This is a genomic window from Acidovorax sp. MR-S7 (genome assembly GCF_000400995.2).
Lineage (GTDB): Bacteria > Pseudomonadota > Gammaproteobacteria > Burkholderiales > Burkholderiaceae_C > MR-S7.
Genome location: NZ_DF238929.1, coordinates 37,030 through 56,609 on the forward strand (window position 1 = coordinate 37,030; position 19,580 = coordinate 56,609).

Below are 19,580 nucleotides of genomic sequence, written 5' to 3' on the forward strand. Positions count from 1 at the left end.
AGCTCTTATTTCAGTAGCAACTGGCCGGCGGCGGGTGCATCGTCGTCGTCCAGCTTGAACGCGCCCACGGCCTGCTGCAGGTCGCCGGCGCGCTCCTTCAGCGCGGCGGCGGCGTGCGCAGCCTGCTGCACCAGGGCGGCGTTGTGCTGGGTGGCGCCGTCCATGTGGGCCACAGCCTGGTTCACATGGCCGATGCCGTCGCTCTGCTCCTCCAGCGCGTGCGAGATCTCGCCCAGCAGGCCGCTCACCTGGCCCACGGACTGCACGATTTCCTGCATGGTCTGCCCGGCCTGGCCCACGAGGCCGGCGCCGCTTTGCACCTGCTCCACGGACTGCTGGATCAGCGCCTTGATCTCGCGCGCCGCCACGGCGCTGCGCTGCGCCAGGTTGCGCACCTCGCTGGCCACCACCGCGAAGCCCCGGCCCTGCTCGCCTGCGCGCGCGGCCTCCACGGCCGCGTTGAGCGCCAGGATGTTGGTCTGGAACGCGATGCCCTCGATGACCTGGATGATGTCCACGATCTTGCGCGAGCTGGCGCTGATCGCGTCCATGGTCTGCACCACCTCGCCCACCACGGTGCCGCCGCGGCTGGCGGTGTGCGACGCGTTCACCGCCAGGCCGCTGGCCGAGCGCGCGCGGTCCGCGTTCTGGCGCACGGTGGCCGTGAGCTGCTCCATGCTGGCTGCCGTCTGCGTGAGGGCGGACACCTGCTCCTCGGTGCGGCGCGACAGGTCCACGTTGCCCGCCTCGATCTCGCCGGACGACACGCCGATGGCGTCGGCCGACTGCTTGATGCGCCCGACCAGCTCGGTCAGCGTGTCCTCCATGGTGCCCAGGGCGCCCAGCAGGCGGCCGAAGTCGCCGCCCAGCTCGGAGCTGAACTCCTGGCTCAGGTCGCCCGAGGCCACCGTCTCGGCGATCAGGATGGCCTGCGACAGCGGCTGCACGATGCCGCGGCGCAGCGACCACAGCGACAGCAGCGCCACCGCCACGGCGGCGCCCCCCAGGATCCAGACCCAGAGGACGGCCGCGCCCGCCCCGCCCGCCGGCTGCGCCAGCCCCCACAGAGCCACGGCCATGAGTGCGCACACCCACACCGCCAGCGACCCGAACGCCAGCGTGAGGCGCACTCCAATCGTCATCCGGTCCATACCCTTGGTCTCCTGTCGTATTCGTTTTTCCTGTTGCAATTGGCAACAATCCGGGCGATGCTAACAAGCTTTGGCGGAGCCTGCAGTGCGTAATTCCCACGTCTGAGACAATCGGCGGCGTGGACCTTTCCAATCTCATCCAAACCGTACTCATCTACGCGCTGCCCGTGCTGTTCGCCATCACGGTGCATGAAGCGGCCCACGGCTACGCGGCCCGGCACTTCGGCGACAACACCGCGCTGATGATGGGGCGCATCACGCTCAACCCCCTCAAGCACATCGACCCGGTCGGCACCATCCTGATGCCGCTGCTGCTCTATTTCGCCACGTCCGGCGCCTTCCTGTTCGGCTACGCCAAGCCCGTGCCGGTGAACTTCGGCCACCTGCGCAATCCCAAGCGCGACATGATCTGGGTGGCGCTGGCGGGGCCCGCGTCCAACTTCGTGCAGGCCATCGCCTGGGCGCTGCTGCTGGTGGCGCTGGTGGCCTTCGGGGTCGGCGAGCGGTTCTTCCTGGAGATGGCCCGCGCGGGCATCCTGGTGAACCTGGTCATGTGGGCCTTCAACCTGTTTCCGCTGCCGCCGCTGGACGGCGGCCGCATCCTCGCCGGCCTGCTGCCCTGGCGGCAGGCGCAGTGGCTCGCGCGCATCGAGCCCTACGGCTTCTTCATCGTGCTGGCGCTGGTGGTGGCTGGCATCGTGGGCACGCTCTGGCTGCGCCCGCTGATGTCGCTGGGCTATGCTGCCATCGACCTGCTGATCTCCCCTCTCACCGCTTTGCTTCGATAAATGTCCACCACGCGCTTTCTCACCGGAATCACCCCTTCGGGCACGCCGCACCTGGGCAACTACGCGGGCATGATGCGCCCGGCCATCGCCGCCACCCGCACGCCGGGGGTAGAGAACTTCTATTTCCTGGCCGACTACCACGCCCTCATCAAGTGCCAGGAGCCCGAGCGCGTGCACCGCTCCACGCTGGAGATCGCCGCGAGCTGGCTGGCCGCGGGCCTGGACCCGCAGCAGGTGACGTTCTACCGCCAGTCCGACATCCCCGAGATTCCCGAGCTGACCTGGTTCCTCACCTGCGTGACCGGCAAGGGGGTGCTCAACCGCGCCCATGCCTACAAGGCGGCGCAGGACAAGAACCACGAGGCCGGCCGCGACGGCGACGACGGCGTGAGTGCGGGCCTGTTCATGTACCCCGTGCTCATGGGCGCCGACATCCTGCTGTTCAACGCCCACAAGGTGCCCGTGGGCCGCGACCAGATCCAGCACATCGAGATGGCGCGCGACATGGCCGCGAGCTTCAACCACCTCTACGGCGAGCACTTCACGCTGCCCGAGGCGGCGATCGAGGACAGCGTGGCCACGCTGGCGGGCCTGGACGGCCGCAAGATGAGCAAGAGCTACGACAACACCATCCCGCTGTTCGCGCCGCGCGAGCAGCTGAAGAAGCTCATCGGCGCCATCGTCACCGACTCGCGCGCGCCCGGCGAGCCCAAGCAGGTCGAGGGCTCGGCCCTGTTCCAGATGTACCAGGCCTTCGCCACGCCCGGCGAAACCGCCGCCATGCGCCAGGCGTTCGCAGGCGGCATCGCCTGGGGCGAGGCCAAGCAGCAGCTGTTCGACTGCATCGACCGCGAGATCACGCCCATGCGCGCGCGCTACGACGACCTGATGGCCCACCCGGAGAAGGTGGAGGCCCAGTTGCAGATCGGCGCCGAGCGCGCCCGCGCCATCGCCCGCCCCTTCCTGCAGCAGCTACGCACCGCCGTGGGCCTGCGCCCGCTGACCGCGCAGCCCCAGGCCGCGAAGGCCGGCAAGGCGGACAGGGCGCAGCTGCCCTCGTTCAAGCAGTACCGCGAGGCGGACGGCAAGTTCTACTTCAAGCTCGTGGCCGCCGACGGCCGCCTGCTGCTGCAAAGCACGGGCTTCGACGCGCCGCGCGACGCGGGCCAGGCCATCGCCCGGCTGCAAAAGGAAGCGGGCGCCCTGCAGGCCCTGGCGCCCCACCTCGCGCCCGTGGAAGGCGCAGGCCCCGAGGAGGCCGCCGCCGCCCTGCGCGCCCTGGCGGCCGCGGCGGAGTGACCTGCTACTTTTTCAATAGCTACCCGCGCTTTCCTGGAAAGCGCCAGAGGCCAAAAACGTACCAACGAAAGGGGAGTCATGCGCATAGCGGCTTTGGACGACGATACGCTCCAGCTTGAACTCTTCACCCATGCCCTCACGGACATGGGCCACGTCTGCCGCACCTACACCACCGGCGCGGCGCTGCTCAAGGACCTGCGGCGCGAGACCTTCGACCTGCTGATCGTGGACTGGCACCTGCCCGACACCACCGGCCCCGAGATCGTGGGCTGGGTGCGCGAGCACGTCGGCGCCGACCTGCCCATCCTCTTCGTCACCAACCGCCAGGAGGAGCGCGACATCGTGCAGGGCCTGGCCTGCGGCGCCGACGACTTCATGGCCAAGCCCGTGCGCGTGGGCGAGCTGTCCGCCCGCGTGGGCGCCCTGCTGCGCCGTGCCTACCCGGCCGCCACCAACCACGTGCTGGAGTTCGGCCCCTACCGCTTCCTGCCCGAAACGCGCACGCTGGAGATGAACGGCGCGCCCGTGGAGCTCAAGACGCGCGAATACGAGCTGGCGCTGTTCCTGTTCCAGAACATGGGTCGCCTGCTCTCGCGCGACCACCTGCGCGAAATCATCTGGGGCCAGAGCGCCGAGGTCATCTCGCGCTCGCTCGACACCCACATCTCGCGCCTGCGCACGCTGCTCGACCTGCGGCCCGCCAACGGCTACATGATCACGGCCGTGTACGGCGTGGGCTACCGCTTCGAAGCCGTGAAGCCGCCCGAGGACGAGCCCGCCGCCGGCGCCACCCTACCGTAGGCCGAGGACAACGACATGGCTACTTTCCACCGCCGATGGGCCCACGGATGCCGCGCGGCATCCCTCGCGCTGGCGCTCGCCGCCTGCGGGTTCGCGCACGCCGGGGGCGACTTCGTGGAGCACCGCGTGCAGCCCGGCGACACGCTGGAGGCCCTCTCCGCCCAGTACCTGGGCTCTCCGCGCCTGTGGCAGCGCCTGCAGGCGCACAACCAGGTGGGCAACCCGCGCCACCTGCAGCCCGGCACGGTACTGCGCATCCCCGCCGAACTGCTGCCCATGGGCTCGGCCCGCGTGAGCTTCGTGCAGGGCGACGCCCGCGTCCTCCTGCCCGGCGCCGCCGACCCGGTGGCGCTGCAGACCGGCCAGGACCTGCCCGAGGGCGCGCGCGTGCAGGTGCCCGCCGACGGGTTCATCAACGTGCGCCTGAGCGACGGCACCATGATCCGCGTGCAGGCCGACTCCGACGTGCGGCTGCAGCAGTTGCGCCGGCGCGGCCGCGCGGGCGACGCGCAGTCGGTGCTGGAGCTGCAGCGCGGCAGCGTCGAATCCACGGTGCCTCCCAGCCAGGGCGGCGCGCGCCGCTTCGAGATCCGCACGCCCATGGCCTCGACCAGCGTGCGCGGTACCCGCTTCGCCGTGCAGCTGCAGGGCGACGGCCGCACGCTGGCCGCCGTCACGGAAGGCACGGTGGCCGTCGACCAGCGCCAGGCCGCGCGGGCCGCGGGCACTTCCCCGACCCAGGTGCGCGGCGGCCAGGGCGTGGCCGTGTCGGCGGACGGCACCGTGGGCGCGCCGCAGGCCCTGCTGCCCGCGCCCGACCTGTCGGCATTGCCGGCCTCGGTGCACGATGCCGACTTCCTGTCCTTGGCGCTCACCCCCGTGGCCGGCGCGGTGGCCTACCAGGTGCAGGTGGCGCGCGACGCCGACCTCACTGAAGTGCTGCGCAGCGGCACCTTCCCCACGCCGGCCCTGCGCCTGCGCGCCGTGGAAGACGGCCACTACCACATCGCGGTGCGCGCCGTGGATGCCACAGGCCTGCCCGGCCTGCCGGCGCGGCGAGCCATCACCGTCAAGGCGCACCCCGTGCCTCCTCTGTACCAGGCACCAGCGGCGGGCGGCACACTTTCACACACGCAAGGCGCGCTGGCGTGCACTGCCGTCGTGGGCGTGGCGCGCTACCGCATCCAGGTGGCGCAGGACGAAAACTTCGCAGCCCCCGTGCTCGACACCACCGCGCCGGACTGCGGCGCGCAGGTGGCCGCGCTCGCGCCCGGCCGCTACCACTGGCGCGTGGCGAGCATCCGCGAGCTGCCCGGCGGCGCGCAGGACCAGGGCCCGTACGCCCTGCCCCAGGCGTTCACGGTGGCCGACAACCCCGCAGCGCTGAGCGCCGCCGCATTGAGCACGGGCGGCGACGACCAGCCCGGCCTGCACCTGCGCTGGCCGGCGGAGCCGGGCCAGAGCTTCCGCGTGCAGGTCTCGGCCAGCGAGGACTTCTCCGCGCCACTGGTGGACGAACGGCTGGAGGCGCCCGCCTGGTCGTCCACCACCCTGCCGCCGGGCGCCTATTTCGTGCGCATCCAGACCCGCGACCCCTCGGGGCTGGAGAGCGACTTCTCCACCCCGCGCCAGGTGCGCGCGCAGCCCCCGGTGCGCTCGGGCGCGGGCCTGCCCGTCACCGCAGCGGACGGCCGCCCGCTGTCGCGCCCCTGAGCTCCATGAGCGCCCGCCCGGCCGCCGCGAGAGCCGCTCGCGCCGCAGCGCGGTGCGCGGGAGCCGGCCGGTGAGCCCGGCCATCGTGCAGGCACGCAGCCGGGCCGGCCTGCGCCGCGAATGGCTGGTGCTGTCCGCCCTGCTGCTGGGCCTGGTGGCCTGGCTGTGCGCCAGCGACGGCCTGCGCCGCCTCGACCACCTGGTGCAGGACGCGGGCATGCGCCTGCACGCGCTGCCGGCGCACCCGGACATCGCCATCGTCGCCATCGACGACCGCAGCATCGAGGCCATCGGCCGGTGGCCCTGGCGCCGCGCACTGCACGCGCAGCTGGTGCGGCAGATTTCCGAGCAATCGCCCCGCGCCCTGGGCCTGGACATCCTGTTCGGCGAGGAAGACCCCGACTACCCCGGCGACGACCTGCTGCTGGCCCGCGCGCTGGAAAGCAACGGCCACGCCGTGCTGCCCGTGGCGCGGCGCGGCCAGGGCGGCACCGCCGACCTGCCGCTGCCCGCGCTGCACCAGGCGGCCTCAGCCCTGGGCCACGTGCAGGTGCAAGTGGATTCCGACGGCGTGGCGCGCGGCCTGTTCAGGCTCGAAGGCCCCACATCGGCGCCCTGGCCGCACTTCAGTACGGCCATGCTGTGCGCCGCGGACTCCACCCGCCCGCAATGCGCAGCCTCCACGGACGCGGGCACAGGGCCCTGGGTACGGCAGGACCCGCAGATCCTGGCCTTCGCGCGCGGCCAGCCGGCGTTCGCCACTTATTCCTACATCGACGTGCTGACAGGCCAGGCGCCCGCCAACGCCCTGCGCGACAAATACGTGCTCGTGGGCGCCACGGCCACCGGCCTGGGCGACATGTTCGCGGCGCCCGTGGCCTCGCGCTCCGAGCGCATCGCCGGCGTGGAGCTGATCGCCCATGCGCTCAACGCCGAGCTGGCGCAGTCGCGCATCCAGCCCGCCCCGCTGGCCTGGAACCTGGCCTTCAACCTCGCGCCGGTGGCGCTGGCGCTGCTGGGCATCCTGCTGCTGGGACCGCTGGCGGGCCTGATGTCCTGCGCCGCCTGGTTCGCCGGCACCCTGGCCGCCGCCATGCTGGCGCCGGGCCTGGCAGGCTGGCAGCTCGCCGCCGCACCGGCACTGGCCGGCGTGGCGCTGGTCTATCCGCTGTGGAGCTGGCGTCGCCTCAGCGCCGCCGCGCATTTCCTGCAGCTGGAGATGCAGGAGCTGCAGCGCGTCGGCCTGTCGCCGCTGCCCGAACAGCCCGAGCGTCCGCTGCTGCGCGGCGACGTGCTGGAGCGGCGCATCCAGGCCGTGGAGGACGCCACCCGGCGGCTGCGCAAGCTGCACCACTTCGTGAGCAACAGCCTGCAGCACCTGCCCTCGCCCACCTTCGTGTGCGACGCCGGCGGCCGGGTGACCCTGGCCAACGAAGCGGCGCTGCGCTACTGCCCGCAGCCCCCGCTGGGCCTGCCCATCACGCGGGTGCTGTCGGACCTGGTGCAGTCCGAAACGGGAGCGCTGCTGCTGCCCCGGGACGCGCGCCAGCTGGCCTCCATGCCGCCGCAGCAGGAAGCGCGCGACGCCCAGGGGCGCCACCTGCTCATGCTGTGCAAACCCTTCGCGGACGACGACAGCACGCTCTGGCTGACCACGCTCGTGGACCTGACGGACATGCGCCGCGCCCAGGCCCAGCGCGACCAGGCGCTGCACTTCATCTCTCACGACATCCGCGCGCCCATCGCCTCCATCCTCACCCTGCTGGAGATGCAGCGCGCATTTCCGGGCAGGATGGCGCAGCCGGATCTGCTGGCCCGCATCGACCGCTATGCCCAGTCCTCGCTGACCATGGCGCAGAGCTTCGTGCGCCTGGCCAGCGCCCAGGCCGATACCTACCACCACGCCCCATTCGACCTGGCCGCCGCGCTGGAGGAGGCCGTGGACGATGCCTGGGCCAGCGCGCACAAGCGCGGCGTGCGGGTCCAGCTCGCCCCCGGGCCTGCCCATGCCGCCTGCCTGGGCGACCGCAACCTCGTGTGCCGCGCCATCGGCAACGTGCTGGGCAACGCCATCAAGTTCAGCCCCGCGGGGGGCACCGTGCACTGCGCGCTGCAGGCCCAGGCCCCCTGCTGGGTGGTATCCGTGCGCGACGAAGGCCCCGGCATCGCGCAGGAACTGCAGGCCGACCTGTTCCAGCCCTTCAAGCGCCTGCACGGAGAAAGCCACCCCGACATCGGCGGCGTGGGCCTGGGCCTGGCGTTGGTGCACACCGTGGTCCAGCGGCACGGCGGCCGCGTGGAGGTGCGCAGCGAGGGCGGCAAGGGGGCCGAGTTCCGGCTGGTGCTGCCGCAGGCGGATGCGCCGGAAGCCGAAAGAGACGCCTGAGCGCCAGGCCCAATTGGCGCCTCCCTCCTACATCCACCGGCCACCCCGAAAGCCAGCATAGGCACCTCTGCGCCTTGCGCTCGGGCCCAAGGCGTTCCTTGCGATGGAGCGAGAGCGTACACATGGCTGCTGCTGACAAGGCTGACAAGGGCAAGGCCCCCACATCGACCCGCACCCTGTGGAAGGGGGCGATCAGTTTCGGGCTCGTGCACATCCCGGTGGGCCTGTACTCCGCCACGGCCAATTCAGGGATCGATTTCGACTGGCTCGACAAACGGTCCATGGAGCCCGTGGGCTACAAGCGGGTGAACAAGGCCACGGGCAAGGAAGTGGCGGCCGCAGACATCGTCCGCGGCGTCGCGTTCGAGGAGGGCCGGTATGTCGTGCTCTCCCCGGAGGAGATTGCCGCGGCCTTTCCCAAGACCACGCAGACCATCGAGATCGAAACCTTCATCGACGCGGATGAAATCCCGTTCGTGTACCTCGAGCGCCCCTACTACACCGCACCGCTCAAGCGCGGCGAAAAGGTCTATGCCCTGCTGCGGGAAGCCCTGCGCAAGAGCAACAAGGTGGGGATCGCGAAGGTGGTGATCCAGTCCAAGCAGCACCTGGCGGTGCTCATCCCCTGCGGCCGCGCGCTCATCCTGAACCTGCTGCGCTGGGGCGGCGAGATCCGCTCGTTCGAGCAACTCGATCTTCCCCCGCAGGACGCCAAGGCGGCCGGGATCAAGGACGCGGAGCTGGCGATGGCGATGCAGCTGATCGACGACATGACGCAGACCTGGAACGCGGACCAGTTCCGCAATTCGTTCGCCGAAGAGATCCACAAGCTCGTCGAGACCAAGGCCGCTGCGGGAGAGATCACCCAGGTGGCCAAGGTGGCGGAGACCGAACGGGCACCCGCAGGCGCGGAGGTGCTGGACCTCACCGCGCTGCTCAAGCGCAGCCTGGCCGGCAAGCCCGCGCCCCGCCCCACGCGCGCAAAAGCGGCGCCTGCGCCGCCCGCAGCCAAGTCTGCGGCGCCGCGAAAGCCTGCCTCCAAGCCTGCTGCCAAGACCTCGCCGCGCAAGAGCGCTTCGGCCAAGGAGGCCCAGCAGACATCGCGCCGCCGCGCGGCCCCATGAGGGGACAGGCCCATGAAAGACACCCTGGCGCCCTACAGGAAGAAGCGCGACTTCACCGTCACGCCGGAACCTGCGCAGGGAGGCCGGCCGGGCGGGAGTGCTTTGCAGTACGTGATCCAAAAGCATTGGGCCAGCCGGCTGCACTATGACCTGCGCCTTGAAATCGGCCGTGCCATGAAGAGCTGGGCGGTGCCCAAGGGGCCCAGCTACGACCCTGCCGACAAGCGCATGGCCGTGCAGGTGGAAGACCATCCGCTCTCGTACAACGATTTTGAGGGCCAGATCCCGGCCAAACAGTACGGCGCCGGGCGCGTCATCATCTGGGACCGGGGATATTGGGTGCCCATCGGCGATCCGGAGGAAGGCTATCGCCAGGGCAGGCTGAAATTCACGCTCCATGGACACAAGCTGCAGGGGCGCTGGACCCTGGTGCGCATGCACGGCCGGGGCGACGAGAAGCAGCCCGCCTGGCTGTTCATCAAGGAGCGCGACGGGTTGGAGCACCCTGCCAGCGAATTCGACGTGGTGCAGGCCCTGCCCGACAGCGTCGCATCCGCCCCACCACTGGCCGTCCCGGCCCCGCAAGCCGATGCACCTGCGAAGGAGCCGCCGCGGGCACGCCTTCCCCCCACGCTTGCGCCCCAGCTGGCCACCCTCGTGGAAGCGCCGCCGCACGACGCGGAGCAATGGGTATGGGAGCTGAAGTTCGACGGCTACCGCGTGCTGGCGCATATCGCCTCCGGCCAGGTGCGCCTCGTCACCCGCAACGGAAACGACTGGACTTCACGCATGCCTGCCATTGCCCGGGCCATGGCCGCACTGCCGCTGCGTTCGGGCTGGATCGACGGGGAGGTGCTGGTGCTCGACAGCAAGGGCATCCCCGATTTCCAGGCATTGCAGAACGCTTTCGACCAGCGCTCGACCGCCAACCTCGTCTTCTATGCCTTCGACCTGCCCTATGCGGACGGACGGGACCTACGCGGACTGCCCCTCGTCGAGCGGCGGAAAATGCTCCAGGCGGCCATCGAGGGCACAACGACGGACGAGGTGCGTTTCAGCGAAGCCTTCGAGGCCCAGCCGGGTGCGCTGGTGCTTTCCGCCTGCCGGCTGGGCTTCGAGGGCATCATCGGCAAGCGCAAGAACAGTGCGTATACCTCCCACCGCAGCACCGACTGGATCAAGCTCAAGTGCAGCCACCGCCAGGAGTTCGTCATCGGCGGCTACACCGACCCGCAAGGCTCGCGCACAGGCTTCGGCTCGCTGCTGCTGGGCGTCCATGATTCGAAGGGCGTGCTGCGCCATGCCGGCAATGTCGGCTCCGGATTCAGCGAGCATGTGCTGGCGGAACTGCTGCGCAAGCTGCAAACGCTGCGGGCCGAGGAAGCGCCTTTCCGCCTGCCCCCCACCCTGGGCCGCAAGGCCCACTGGGTGGAGCCCCGGCTCGTGGCCGAGGTGTCCTTTGCCGGGTGGACGAAGGAAGGCAAGGTGCGCCACGCCGTCTTCCGCGGCCTGCGCGATGACAAGGGCACCCGCGTTATTCCTTTGACACCGTATGTGTGTCACCTGCTGGCAGCCCTGCCGCGCCGCAATGACTTTGTTTTCTCCAGCGCTACCGCCGCCGGGGGCTGCATCGTCATTCCGCGCAATCCGCACCATGACGCCTGTGCCGTGGCCGGTATCGACGCCCTGACAGTGCACGGCCTGCGCCGCAGTTTCAAGAGCCTCACTGAGTGGTTGGAAATCCCCGCAGGGGTCGTCGCCCAAATCATGGGCCACAAGCCCAGCGCAACCGCTGAAAAGCACTACACCGTGCGCCCGCTGGACCTGCTGCGCGTGCACCACGAGCGCATCGAGGCCTGGATTCTGGAACAGGCCGGGGTTGTGTTTGATTCCAAGGCCGCGCCCGGGGCACTGCGTGCGGTGGTGTAACGTATAATTCACAGCGCCCATGTTTGAAGTTCAGACCTACCTGAGCCCCAACGGGCAAGACCCATACGCGCAATGGCTTGCCGCGCTGGCAGACAGACAAGCAAGGGCTCGTGTGCTGGTGCGAGTGGGCCGCATGGCTGCTGGCAACTTTGGGGACTGCAAACCCATTGCCGAGGGGGTTTGGGAACTGCGCATTGATTGGGGTCCGGGCTACCGCGTGTATTACGCCCAAGCCGGAAAGCGCCTTGTGTTGCTGCTGGCAGGTGGCGACAAGCGCACCCAGCAATCGGACATTACCGCAGCCCTTGCGAACTGGCGCGACTGGCAACAGCGAAGGAAACCGACATGACCGCAAACAAGCAACCCGCAAGCCGCCCGCATGATGCCGCCGTGGTGGAACTGCTGAAGGCAGACCCCGACTTTGCCAATGAGTATCTGGCCGCTGCATTGGAAGAAGCCGACGAACCCGGTGGACAAACTGCGCTGCTGGCCGCCCTGCGCCATGTGGCCGAAGCGCAAGGCATGGCCGCAGTGGCAGAGCGTGCGGGTATACCGCGAGAAAGCCTTTACCGTGCGCTGGGGCCCAAAGGAAACCCCACAGTGAAAACGCTACTGGCCGTGCTGGGCGCCGCTGGCCTGCATTTGGCTGTGACGCGGCAGGACGGCGCGCACGCCTGACCGCTTCGCCCGAGCTAGGCAGGGCCGCAAGCCTGTTGAAAAGTCTGACACCTTCACATACCTAGTGGGGCACCAACTGGAGGCTGCATTTGAAAGGGTGCGCATGACCAACGAAAACACCAGGCCGCCTTCAGTGGCGCGCAGAGGCACTATTTCTGCATATAACCCCGCACTATTCGCTCACATGGTTCAGCACGAAGCGACATGGAACACGGCCGCTGTGGTCCTAGGTTTGGATAGCAAAATCAAGCAGGGACGAGGGTGGATTGCGCGGGGATGGCCCGACAAACTCAGTTACGGGATGGTTGCACGCTTGCAGCACCCTCGTGAACCAGACCGCGAAAATGCGTTGCGTTTTGGCTTGATGCGGGACTGCATTCAAAACAAGATTCCGCATCACAGGCCGGCACGGCTCGTCATAGTTCAAGGCGAGTTGCGTATGACGGACCCCATACAACCCATCTATTCAACTCCCGTCCCGGAGAGCGACAAGCAACATGCTTTCAAAATTGACTGGAACGCCATGCGAGACTGGTTAGCACAACACAGCATAGAGCCTTCCGAACTATTAACTGCGTGGTTTGCTGCGAACGGGGCTCAGTCGTTGTTCAAGTTGGGGAACGCCAACGCTGAAGCCACACCGCCCGCCCCTAGTGAAAACAGTATCAGCAGTCCAACTGCCTGGACAGTTCGCAGGCCCCAGCGATTCAGAGGGTATGGCGAGCCCTTGTATCTTTTGCTTGCCGCTGCATACCGTGAAGGCAGGCCTCGCCCGACTGCCCGCGATGTGCTGGAGGCCTGGCGCAACAACAAACCCGCCGCACTTGCGAAAGTGCTGCAGGACGGGTTCGATTATTACGACGCCGGAGGCGACACGAAACCAGCCAACCTTGAAGCAATCCGCAAGGCAATCGGAAGGATGACAAGCGCCCGGTAAGCGCCCGTTAGGGCCGATAAGCGCCCGCCTGAGCCGACAAGCTAGGGGAAATCTACACCCCCGAAAAATCATCGCTGCATCCCAACTTTTTGGAGTGCAAAGCGATGCAAACCAGCCCCGCCGAACACAGCGCCGACACCCGCCGCGCTGCAACTGAGCCCCAGCAGTTCCCGCCGCTTGAACTGGTCAACCGCCCCACGGTTCCAACCGAACAGGCCGCCCATTATTTGCTGCGCCGCCCCCAGACTTTGAGGGGCTGGGCATGCGCTGAAACCTTTCCCGATGGCCTGCGCCCGGTGCGCCTGCAAGGGCGCTTGTGCTGGCCTGTGGCTGGCATCCGCGCTGCACTGGGGCTGACCCAATGAGCGCCGCCATCAACCGCCTGTGGCTGGCACTGTGGTGCGCAGCCCCATCCCGCTGGTTTCAACGCTGGAGGGCTGCAAAATGAAAACGCCCGAGCCTTCCAAAGAAAACCCGAGCGCCCCGAACAGCGCACAGTTTAAAGGCACCAGCAACCCGCGTCACCTTCGCTTTCTCACATCGCTCCTGCATGGTTCTCGCAGCCGAGAGGAAGCCGACCAAATTGCAGGGTGCAGCAACTCCCCCCAGTTGGTGCGCAGTTTGAGAAAGCTGGGGCTTGAGCTGCCATGCAGGCGCCTGCGCCGTATAGACCGTGACGGCAAAAAATGCGCCCCAGGCATCTATTCCCTGACGAACGCAGACCGCCAAAAGGTTCTCGCATTTTTTGCCAAGTCTTCGCCTGCGAAGGATGCCCGCCATGATGACTGAGCGCGAAGCACGCAAAATTGCAGAGCGTGCGTTCCGGCGCGCGTACTCCCAGGCGGCCTACCGTGCTTCACAAGCACAAGTGCAGGGCAAAGACCTGCGAAAGTGGGCAGACGAGTGTCTTGAGTGGCGCAGTGCGTATGACACCAAGCATCCCCCGAAATGGGCGGCCGCGGGGTGTTTTCCTCCCTGCCCCGACCTGGAGGCCCGCCGCGCTCAGATTGCCGACCTTGTGAGCAGCGCCAGCGCAAAGTTTGAACCCTTGGACTTCCCGGACCAAGTGGAGCAGGCAAGAGCATCGAACGAGCCCCGGTACAAGCTACTGGGAGGCAATGAGCTGCGCAACCTGCCGCCGCTGGCGTGGCGTGTGCGTGGTGTGTTGCCTGCCGTGGGGCTTGCCGCGCTGTATGGGCCGAGCGCATCCGGTAAATCATTCCTGGCCTTCGACATGGCAGCAGCCATTGCCGAAGGGCAAGACTGGTTTGGCTGCCGGGTAGAGGCCGCGCCTGTTGTGTATGCCGCGCTGGAGGGTGAAGCAGGGTTCAAGCTGCGTGCCCAAGCGTGGGAAACAAGCCGGGGCCGCACGCTGCCCGATGGGCTGCGCATGATGCTGCAATCATTCAAGCTCACCGAGGCGCAGGACGTTATCGACCTTGCCGCTGTGGTGCCTCCTGGCGCGATTGTGTTTGTGGACACGCTGAACCGGGCAGCGCCGACTTCAGACGAGAACAGTTCGCGCGATATGGGCGAAATCCTGGAAGCCGCCAAACGCTTGCAAGCCGTGACAGGCTGTCTTGTGGTCCTGATTCACCACACCGGCAAGGACAGCACGCGGGGGTTGCGCGGGCACAGTTCGCTATTCGCCGCTATGGACGCAGCTATTGAGGTCTCTCGCGATGGCGACCGCCGGGAATGGAAGGTTGCGAAATCCAAGGACGGGAAGGACGGAATCGCACACCAGTTCAAGCTGCAAGTGGAAACGCTGGGGGCGGAGGAAACTGGCGAGGCCATCACTTCGTGCGTAGTGCTGTGTGACACCGCTAACCAGGACGTGCGGACTGTGAAGCTGCCCCAGGGTGGCAATCAGCGGGTGATTCTTGATGCCCTGCGCCCCATGTTCAGTGCGGGCGAAACAGGCAAGCCCGGAGCGCCGCCCTTTCACCCCTGTATCGAACTGGAGGCCGCAATATCCGCAGGGGCTGCAAGACTTACATGCGCCACGGACCGGCGTGCCACACGTACCAGAGAGGCAATCACCGGATTGGTGGCACGAGGGGTGATGGGTTGCAGCGATGGGTGGCTGTGGCTTGCTTAAGGCCGCAACCGAAATTCACCGTTTTCCCCGTTTTCGGTGGGTTCCGTAACCGAAATGCACCGCCCCCCTTATAAGAGGGGGGTGGGTTCGGTGGCCGGGAGGCAGATTTTTGTTGCGCTGGACTGAGGAACAATAGTTAGAAGAGACTGCTGCTAATCCGAAGCCCCGGTATCGACGCATCTGTCCAAGTCGCTCCTAGCTGATGCGAGCCGCTTTGCTGAGTCCGCAAGATACTCTGAAGTGGTTTCAGAAGCAGAGTGGTTGTTGGGAAAGCGAACAAACATCTCAAAGGCAAATATCGCCTTCCCCATCGCCGTTTCCATCGCTGACGTGCTCTTATCGAAGCACTCGTTGAATTTGAACTCACCAACCTCACGTCTGACAGCCTGCATCTGGGAAATGGGTTGTGCAAGGGCGATGCGGGACGTCATGCCAGCGAGGTTCAGGGCATCATCCCACTTGCGCAGCATCGATAGGACCTTGTCTTTATGCTCGTTCAGTTGCTTCACACGAAGCGCTTTTTTCTCTGCCTCTTGTTGCCTCTGCAACTCTTGTCGGGCTACCTCCGCTTTTCTCTGATTCGTTTTATAGACGTTAAACCCGACTGATAACGCAATCAGGACCACCAATGCACTCAAGATGTGAAGCAAGCCAAATCCCTTTTGGCGTCTGAATGTCAACATACCCCGCCCCTCGAACGATCAATAAACCGTATCGTAATGTTTCTTCGAGGCCAGCGGCATGTAGCCGGTCAAAGGCTACTGTTGTGTGACCGGTCCCGTGCGGCGGGGGACCCTGGAAGCTTGTCTAATTCATGCGGGGACGGAGAGGCGCAATGAACACTCAATTTCAAATTGTGAAACTCGATAAGCCAGCTTGACGGCGCGAAACTTGTGACTTCTGGCTACATGGTGGCTACATGAAGGGAAAAAGAAAAACCCCGCTACCAAAGCGATAGCGGGGTTTCCTTTGTACTGGCGGAGAGGGTGGGATTCGAACCCACGGTACGCTTGCACGTACGCCTGATTTCGAGTCAGGTACATTCGACCACTCTGCCACCTCTCCTGTGTGTCGAAGCCCGCAATTCTAGCAGCAAATTTCAGGCAGCCAGCACGGCCTGCCCGCCCATGTAAGGCCGCAGCACCTCGGGCACGGTGATGCTGCCGTCCTGGTTCTGGTAGTTCTCCAGCACCGCCACCAGCGTGCGGCCCACGGCGAGGCCAGAGCCGTTGAGGGTGTGCACGAGTTCGTTCTTGCCCTGGGCGTTCTTGAAGCGCGCCTGCAGGCGGCGTGCCTGGAAGGCCTCGCAGTTGCTCACGGAGCTGATCTCGCGGTAGGTGTTCTGCGCGGGCAGCCAGACTTCCAGGTCGTAGGTCTTGGCAGCACCGAAGCCCATGTCGCCCGTGCACAGGCACACCACACGGTAGGGCAGCCCGAGCTTTTGCAGGACGGCCTCGGCGTGGCGCGTCATCTCTTCCAGTGCGTCGTAGCTCTTGTCGGGGTGCACGATCTGCACCATCTCGACCTTGTCGAACTGGTGCTGGCGGATCATGCCGCGCGTGTCGCGGCCGTAGCTGCCGGCCTCGGAGCGGAAGCACGGCGTGTGGGCCGTGAGGCGGATGGGCAGCTCGGATTCGGGCACCACCACGTCGCGCACGAAGTTGGTGAGCGGCACTTCGCTCGTGGGAATGAGGTAGAGCGCCGAATGGTCGGGCACGGGCTCGCCGTCCTGGCCGCCCTTCTTGGCGGCGAACAGGTCGCCCTCGAACTTGGGCAGCTGGCCGGTACCCTTGAGCGACTCGGCGTTGACCGCATAGGGCACGTAGCACTCGGTGTAGCCGTGCTCCTGCGTCTGCACGTCGAGCATGAACTGCGAGAGGGCCCGGTGCAGGCGGGCGATCGGCCCTTTCATCACGGTGAAGCGCGAGCCCGAGAGCTTCACGCCCATGTCGAAGTCCAGGCCCAGGGGCTCGCCCAGGTCGACGTGGTCCTTGACGGCAAAGCCGAATGCGCCGGGCGTGCCCCAGCGGCGCACTTCCACGTTGCCGGTTTCGTCCGGCCCCACAGGAACGCTCTCGTGCGGCAGGTTGGGCACGGCGGCCAGCATGGCCTGCAGCTCGGCCTGGATCTGCTCCAGGCGGGCGGCGGAGCCGTCCAGCTCGGCCTTGAGGGCGGCGACCTGGGCCTTGGCGGCCTCGGCGGCGTCCTTCTCGCCATTGCCCATGAGCGCGCCGATCTGCTTGGAGAGCTGGTTGCGCTGCGACTGCAGCTCCTCGGTGCGCGTCTGGATCGTCTTGCGTTCGGATTCCAGGGACTGGAAGGCCTCCACGTTCAGGAAGGCCTGGGGCTTCTTGCGGGCTTCCAGGCGGGCGATCGCCGATGCGAGGTCTTTGCGGAGGAGGAGGATGTCGAGCATAGCCTTTGATTTTAGGGCCCGGCCGTCGATAACATGGGAAGCAGGAGGCAAGCCATGTTCTTCGTGTTTGGCCCTTCGGGGCAGATGTACCGCGGCGGGCCGGACAAGCTGGCACAGGTAGCGCCCGTGCGCCGCGTGCAGCGCCCGCAGGCATTGCGCACGCGCCCCCTGGATGCGGACGCACCTGCGGCGCCCGAGCCGCCGCCGCCGCCACCACCCGCGCAGCCCCGCCCGCTGCGCCTGCTGGAGGCCGTTTCGGCCTACGTGCAGACCGAACTGGGCCCGGCCCAGCCGCGCCAGCCCCTGTCGCGCGTGGGCGACGTGATGACGCGCGGCTCGCTCGGCATCGCGCCCGAGACGCGCGTGAACGACGCCTGGCAGACGCTGGCGGAGCACCGCATCGCCCAGGCCCCGGTGGTGAACGCGCAGGGCCAGGTGGTGGGGCTGCTGCTGCGCGCCGACATGGCACCGCTGGACCTGCTGCCCGAGCCCGGCGCGGTGAAGCAGGCCATCGAACTCGCGCGCCGCCCCGTGTCCGAGGTGATGGTGAGCCCCGTGCCGACAGTGACGGCCGATACCGAGCTGCGCTACGTGGCCAACGTGCTGCTGGAGACGGACCTGCCCGGCCTGCCCGTGACGGACGAGCGCGGCCAGCTCGCGGGCTTCATCTCGCGCACGGACATCCTGCGCGCCGTGGCCGCCGACCCGCCATTGGACCTGTGGAGCTGAGTGCTATTGAATAAATAGCTGTCAGCGCTTGTCAGATAAGCGCTGGAGCCTGATTCCTTATAAATCCGTCGCGTCGTCCGGCGTGACCACCGTGTCCGGCACGCGGCTGGCGAGCACCTTGTCGATGGTCTTGCCGTCCATGTCCACCACCTCGAAGCGCCAGCCGCCCCACTGCACGGTGTCGGTCACGCTGGGCAGCTTGCCGGTGAGCAGCATCAGCATGCCGCTCAGCGTGTGGTAGCGGCCGCGCTCTTCCTCGGGCACGCTCGCCAGGTTCAGGCGGTCCTTCAGCTCGGGCACGGGGATGTGGCCGTCGAGCAGCCAGGAGCCGTCCTCGCGCTCCACGGCCCAGGAGGTCTCGGGGTCGCGCGGCTGGAATTCGCCGATGATGGCCTCGATGATGTCCTGCACGGTGACGATGCCCTGCACCTCGCCGTATTCGTCGATGACGAAGGCCATGTGCACGTCCGACTGGCGGAAGTCGTGCAGCAGCTCCATGGCGTTGATGGTCTCGGGCACGTACAGCGCGGCCTGCAGGGGCTGCGCCATCAGCTCGCGGCCCTGCGCTTCCTCGCGCACCGCGTGCGCCAGCCACTGGCGGGCGCTGAGCACTCCCAGGATGTTCTCCATGCCGCCGCGCACCACGGGAAAGCGCGCGTGGTTGGATTCCTCGATGAGCCGCAGGTTCTCCTCGAACGAGTCCTGCACGTCCAGCGCCACCACGTCTGCGCGCGGCACCATGAGCGAGCCGATCTGCCGGTCGTCCAGGCGGAACACGTTGCGCACCATCTGGTGCTCGTGCGACTCGATCACGCCCGCGCTCGTGCCCTCGGCCAGCACGGCGTGGATCTCGTCCTCGGTCACGGTGGAGGGGTTCTCCTTCACGCCCAGCAGGCGCAGCAGCGCCCGCGTGGACAGCGACAGCAGCTGCACGAACGGCTTGGTGGCCATGGCCAGCCAGTTGATCGGGCGGGCCACCAGGCGCGCCAGCGTCTCGGGGTGGCTCTGGCCCAGGCGCTTGGGCACGAGCTCGCCCACGACGATGGAGAAGTAGGTGATGAGCACCACCACCAGGCCCGTGGCGGCGTAGCCCGCGGCCTTGGCCTCCACGCCCAGGCCGATGAGCCAATCGCCCAGCGGCTTGGCCAGCGCCGATTCGCCCACGATGCCGTTGAGCACGCCGATGGAGGTGATGCCGATCTGGATGGTGGAGAGAAAGCGCGTAGGGTCCTCGCCCAGCTTGGCGGCGGCGATGGCGCCGCTATCGCCCTCATCGATCAGCTTCTGCAGGCGCGCCTTGCGTGCCGAAACCAGTGCCAGCTCGGACATGGCGAACAGTCCATTGAGCAGGATGAGGGCGAACAGTATTGCTATTTCCATAAGTGGGAAGCCCGTGGCGCTCCCGTGGTGTGAAGATGCAGAAATTGTAAGAAGCCCTGCATTGTGCGGGGAATTGCCGGCGCGTGGCGCATGCCCCGCCGGCCACTCGGCATTGCAATATGCATGCCAAATTGGCCTGCAGCGCCCG

At 67.3% G+C, this 19,580-nt stretch carries 18 protein-coding genes and 1 tRNA gene; 14 read left to right on the forward strand and 5 right to left on the reverse strand.

Features of this window, described 5'->3' with window-relative positions:
• Positions 1-5: 5 nt before the first annotated feature.
• Complete coding sequence (locus AVS7_RS12610; protein ID WP_024001493.1) at positions 6-1,151, reverse strand: methyl-accepting chemotaxis protein; 1,146 nt, start codon at positions 1,149-1,151, stop codon at positions 6-8.
• Between the two features lie 119 nt (positions 1,152-1,270).
• Between AVS7_RS12610 and AVS7_RS12615 the strand changes: the two genes are divergently transcribed.
• The 13 genes from AVS7_RS12615 (at position 1,271) to AVS7_RS12655 (ending at position 14,907) form a co-directional block, all read left to right on the forward strand.
• Complete coding sequence (locus tag AVS7_RS12615; RefSeq protein WP_020228763.1) at positions 1,271-1,939, forward strand: site-2 protease family protein; 669 nt, start codon at positions 1,271-1,273, stop codon at positions 1,937-1,939.
• The gene (locus tag AVS7_RS12620; RefSeq protein WP_020228764.1) at positions 1,940-3,238 is read left to right on the forward strand and encodes a tryptophan--tRNA ligase; all 1,299 of its coding nucleotides are present in this window, start codon (positions 1,940-1,942) and stop codon (positions 3,236-3,238) included.
• A 78-nt stretch (positions 3,239-3,316) separates the two neighbouring features.
• Positions 3,317-4,039, forward strand: coding sequence for a response regulator transcription factor (locus AVS7_RS12625; protein WP_024001494.1), 723 nt, complete (start codon positions 3,317-3,319; stop codon positions 4,037-4,039).
• Between the two features lie 15 nt (positions 4,040-4,054).
• Entirely contained in the window at positions 4,055-5,752 is a 1,698-nt protein-coding gene (locus AVS7_RS12630; RefSeq protein ID WP_020228766.1) for a FecR domain-containing protein, read from the forward strand.
• Positions 5,753-5,822: 70 nt separating this feature from the next.
• Positions 5,823-8,138, forward strand: a complete 2,316-nt coding sequence (locus AVS7_RS12635) for a CHASE2 domain-containing protein (protein ID WP_020228767.1) — start codon at positions 5,823-5,825, stop codon at positions 8,136-8,138.
• 122 nt (positions 8,139-8,260) lie between these two features.
• Positions 8,261-9,262, forward strand: a complete 1,002-nt coding sequence (locus AVS7_RS12640) for a Ku protein (protein ID WP_020228768.1) — start codon at positions 8,261-8,263, stop codon at positions 9,260-9,262.
• A 12-nt stretch (positions 9,263-9,274) separates the two neighbouring features.
• Positions 9,275-11,191, forward strand: a complete 1,917-nt coding sequence (ligD, locus tag AVS7_RS12645) for a non-homologous end-joining DNA ligase (protein ID WP_020228769.1) — start codon at positions 9,275-9,277, stop codon at positions 11,189-11,191.
• Positions 11,192-11,210: 19 nt separating this feature from the next.
• Complete coding sequence (locus AVS7_RS23815) at positions 11,211-11,540, forward strand: type II toxin-antitoxin system RelE/ParE family toxin (protein WP_024001496.1); 330 nt, start codon at positions 11,211-11,213, stop codon at positions 11,538-11,540.
• Positions 11,537-11,869: an addiction module antidote protein gene (locus AVS7_RS12650; RefSeq protein ID WP_020228770.1), complete on the forward strand. Its 333-nt coding sequence runs from the start codon at positions 11,537-11,539 to the stop codon at positions 11,867-11,869. Before AVS7_RS23815 ends, AVS7_RS12650 begins: the two co-directional genes overlap by 4 nt.
• Positions 11,870-11,972: 103 nt before the next feature.
• Positions 11,973-12,806, forward strand: coding sequence for a nuclear transport factor 2 family protein (locus AVS7_RS24435; RefSeq protein ID WP_144425099.1), 834 nt, complete (start codon positions 11,973-11,975; stop codon positions 12,804-12,806).
• Between the two features lie 104 nt (positions 12,807-12,910).
• Positions 12,911-13,171, forward strand: a complete 261-nt coding sequence (locus AVS7_RS23820) for a hypothetical protein (RefSeq protein ID WP_024001498.1) — start codon at positions 12,911-12,913, stop codon at positions 13,169-13,171.
• Positions 13,172-13,250: 79 nt separating this feature from the next.
• Positions 13,251-13,595 carry a hypothetical protein gene (locus tag AVS7_RS23825; RefSeq protein WP_082176503.1) on the forward strand — a complete coding sequence of 115 codons (345 nt, stop codon included), beginning with the start codon at positions 13,251-13,253 and terminating at the stop codon, positions 13,593-13,595.
• Positions 13,585-14,907 (forward strand): helicase RepA family protein, encoded by a 1,323-nt coding sequence (locus AVS7_RS12655; protein WP_020228771.1) that lies wholly within the window; start codon positions 13,585-13,587, stop codon positions 14,905-14,907. The genes AVS7_RS23825 and AVS7_RS12655 overlap by 11 nt, the downstream gene beginning before the upstream one ends.
• A gap of 152 nt (positions 14,908-15,059) precedes the next feature.
• Here the strand turns inward: AVS7_RS12655 and AVS7_RS12660 are convergent, their stop codons facing one another.
• The 3 genes from AVS7_RS12660 to serS form a co-directional block, all read right to left on the reverse strand.
• Positions 15,060-15,590, reverse strand: coding sequence for a type II secretion system protein (locus AVS7_RS12660; protein WP_024001500.1), 531 nt, complete (start codon positions 15,588-15,590; stop codon positions 15,060-15,062).
• Positions 15,591-15,882: 292 nt separating this feature from the next.
• A tRNA-Ser gene (locus tag AVS7_RS12665) sits at positions 15,883-15,972 on the reverse strand.
• Between the two features lie 34 nt (positions 15,973-16,006).
• Positions 16,007-17,323, reverse strand: coding sequence for a serine--tRNA ligase (serS, locus tag AVS7_RS12670; RefSeq protein ID WP_020228774.1), 1,317 nt, complete (start codon positions 17,321-17,323; stop codon positions 16,007-16,009).
• A gap of 54 nt (positions 17,324-17,377) precedes the next feature.
• Here serS and AVS7_RS12675 point away from each other — a divergent pair, with 54 nt between their 5' ends.
• Positions 17,378-18,052 (forward strand): HPP family protein, encoded by a 675-nt coding sequence (locus tag AVS7_RS12675; protein ID WP_020228775.1) that lies wholly within the window; start codon positions 17,378-17,380, stop codon positions 18,050-18,052.
• Between the two features lie 57 nt (positions 18,053-18,109).
• Here the strand turns inward: AVS7_RS12675 and AVS7_RS12680 are convergent, their stop codons facing one another.
• On the reverse strand, positions 18,110-19,432 hold the full coding sequence (locus AVS7_RS12680; protein ID WP_024001501.1) for a hemolysin family protein: 1,323 nt from the start codon (positions 19,430-19,432) through the stop codon (positions 18,110-18,112).
• Positions 19,433-19,580: the final 148 nt, after the last annotated feature.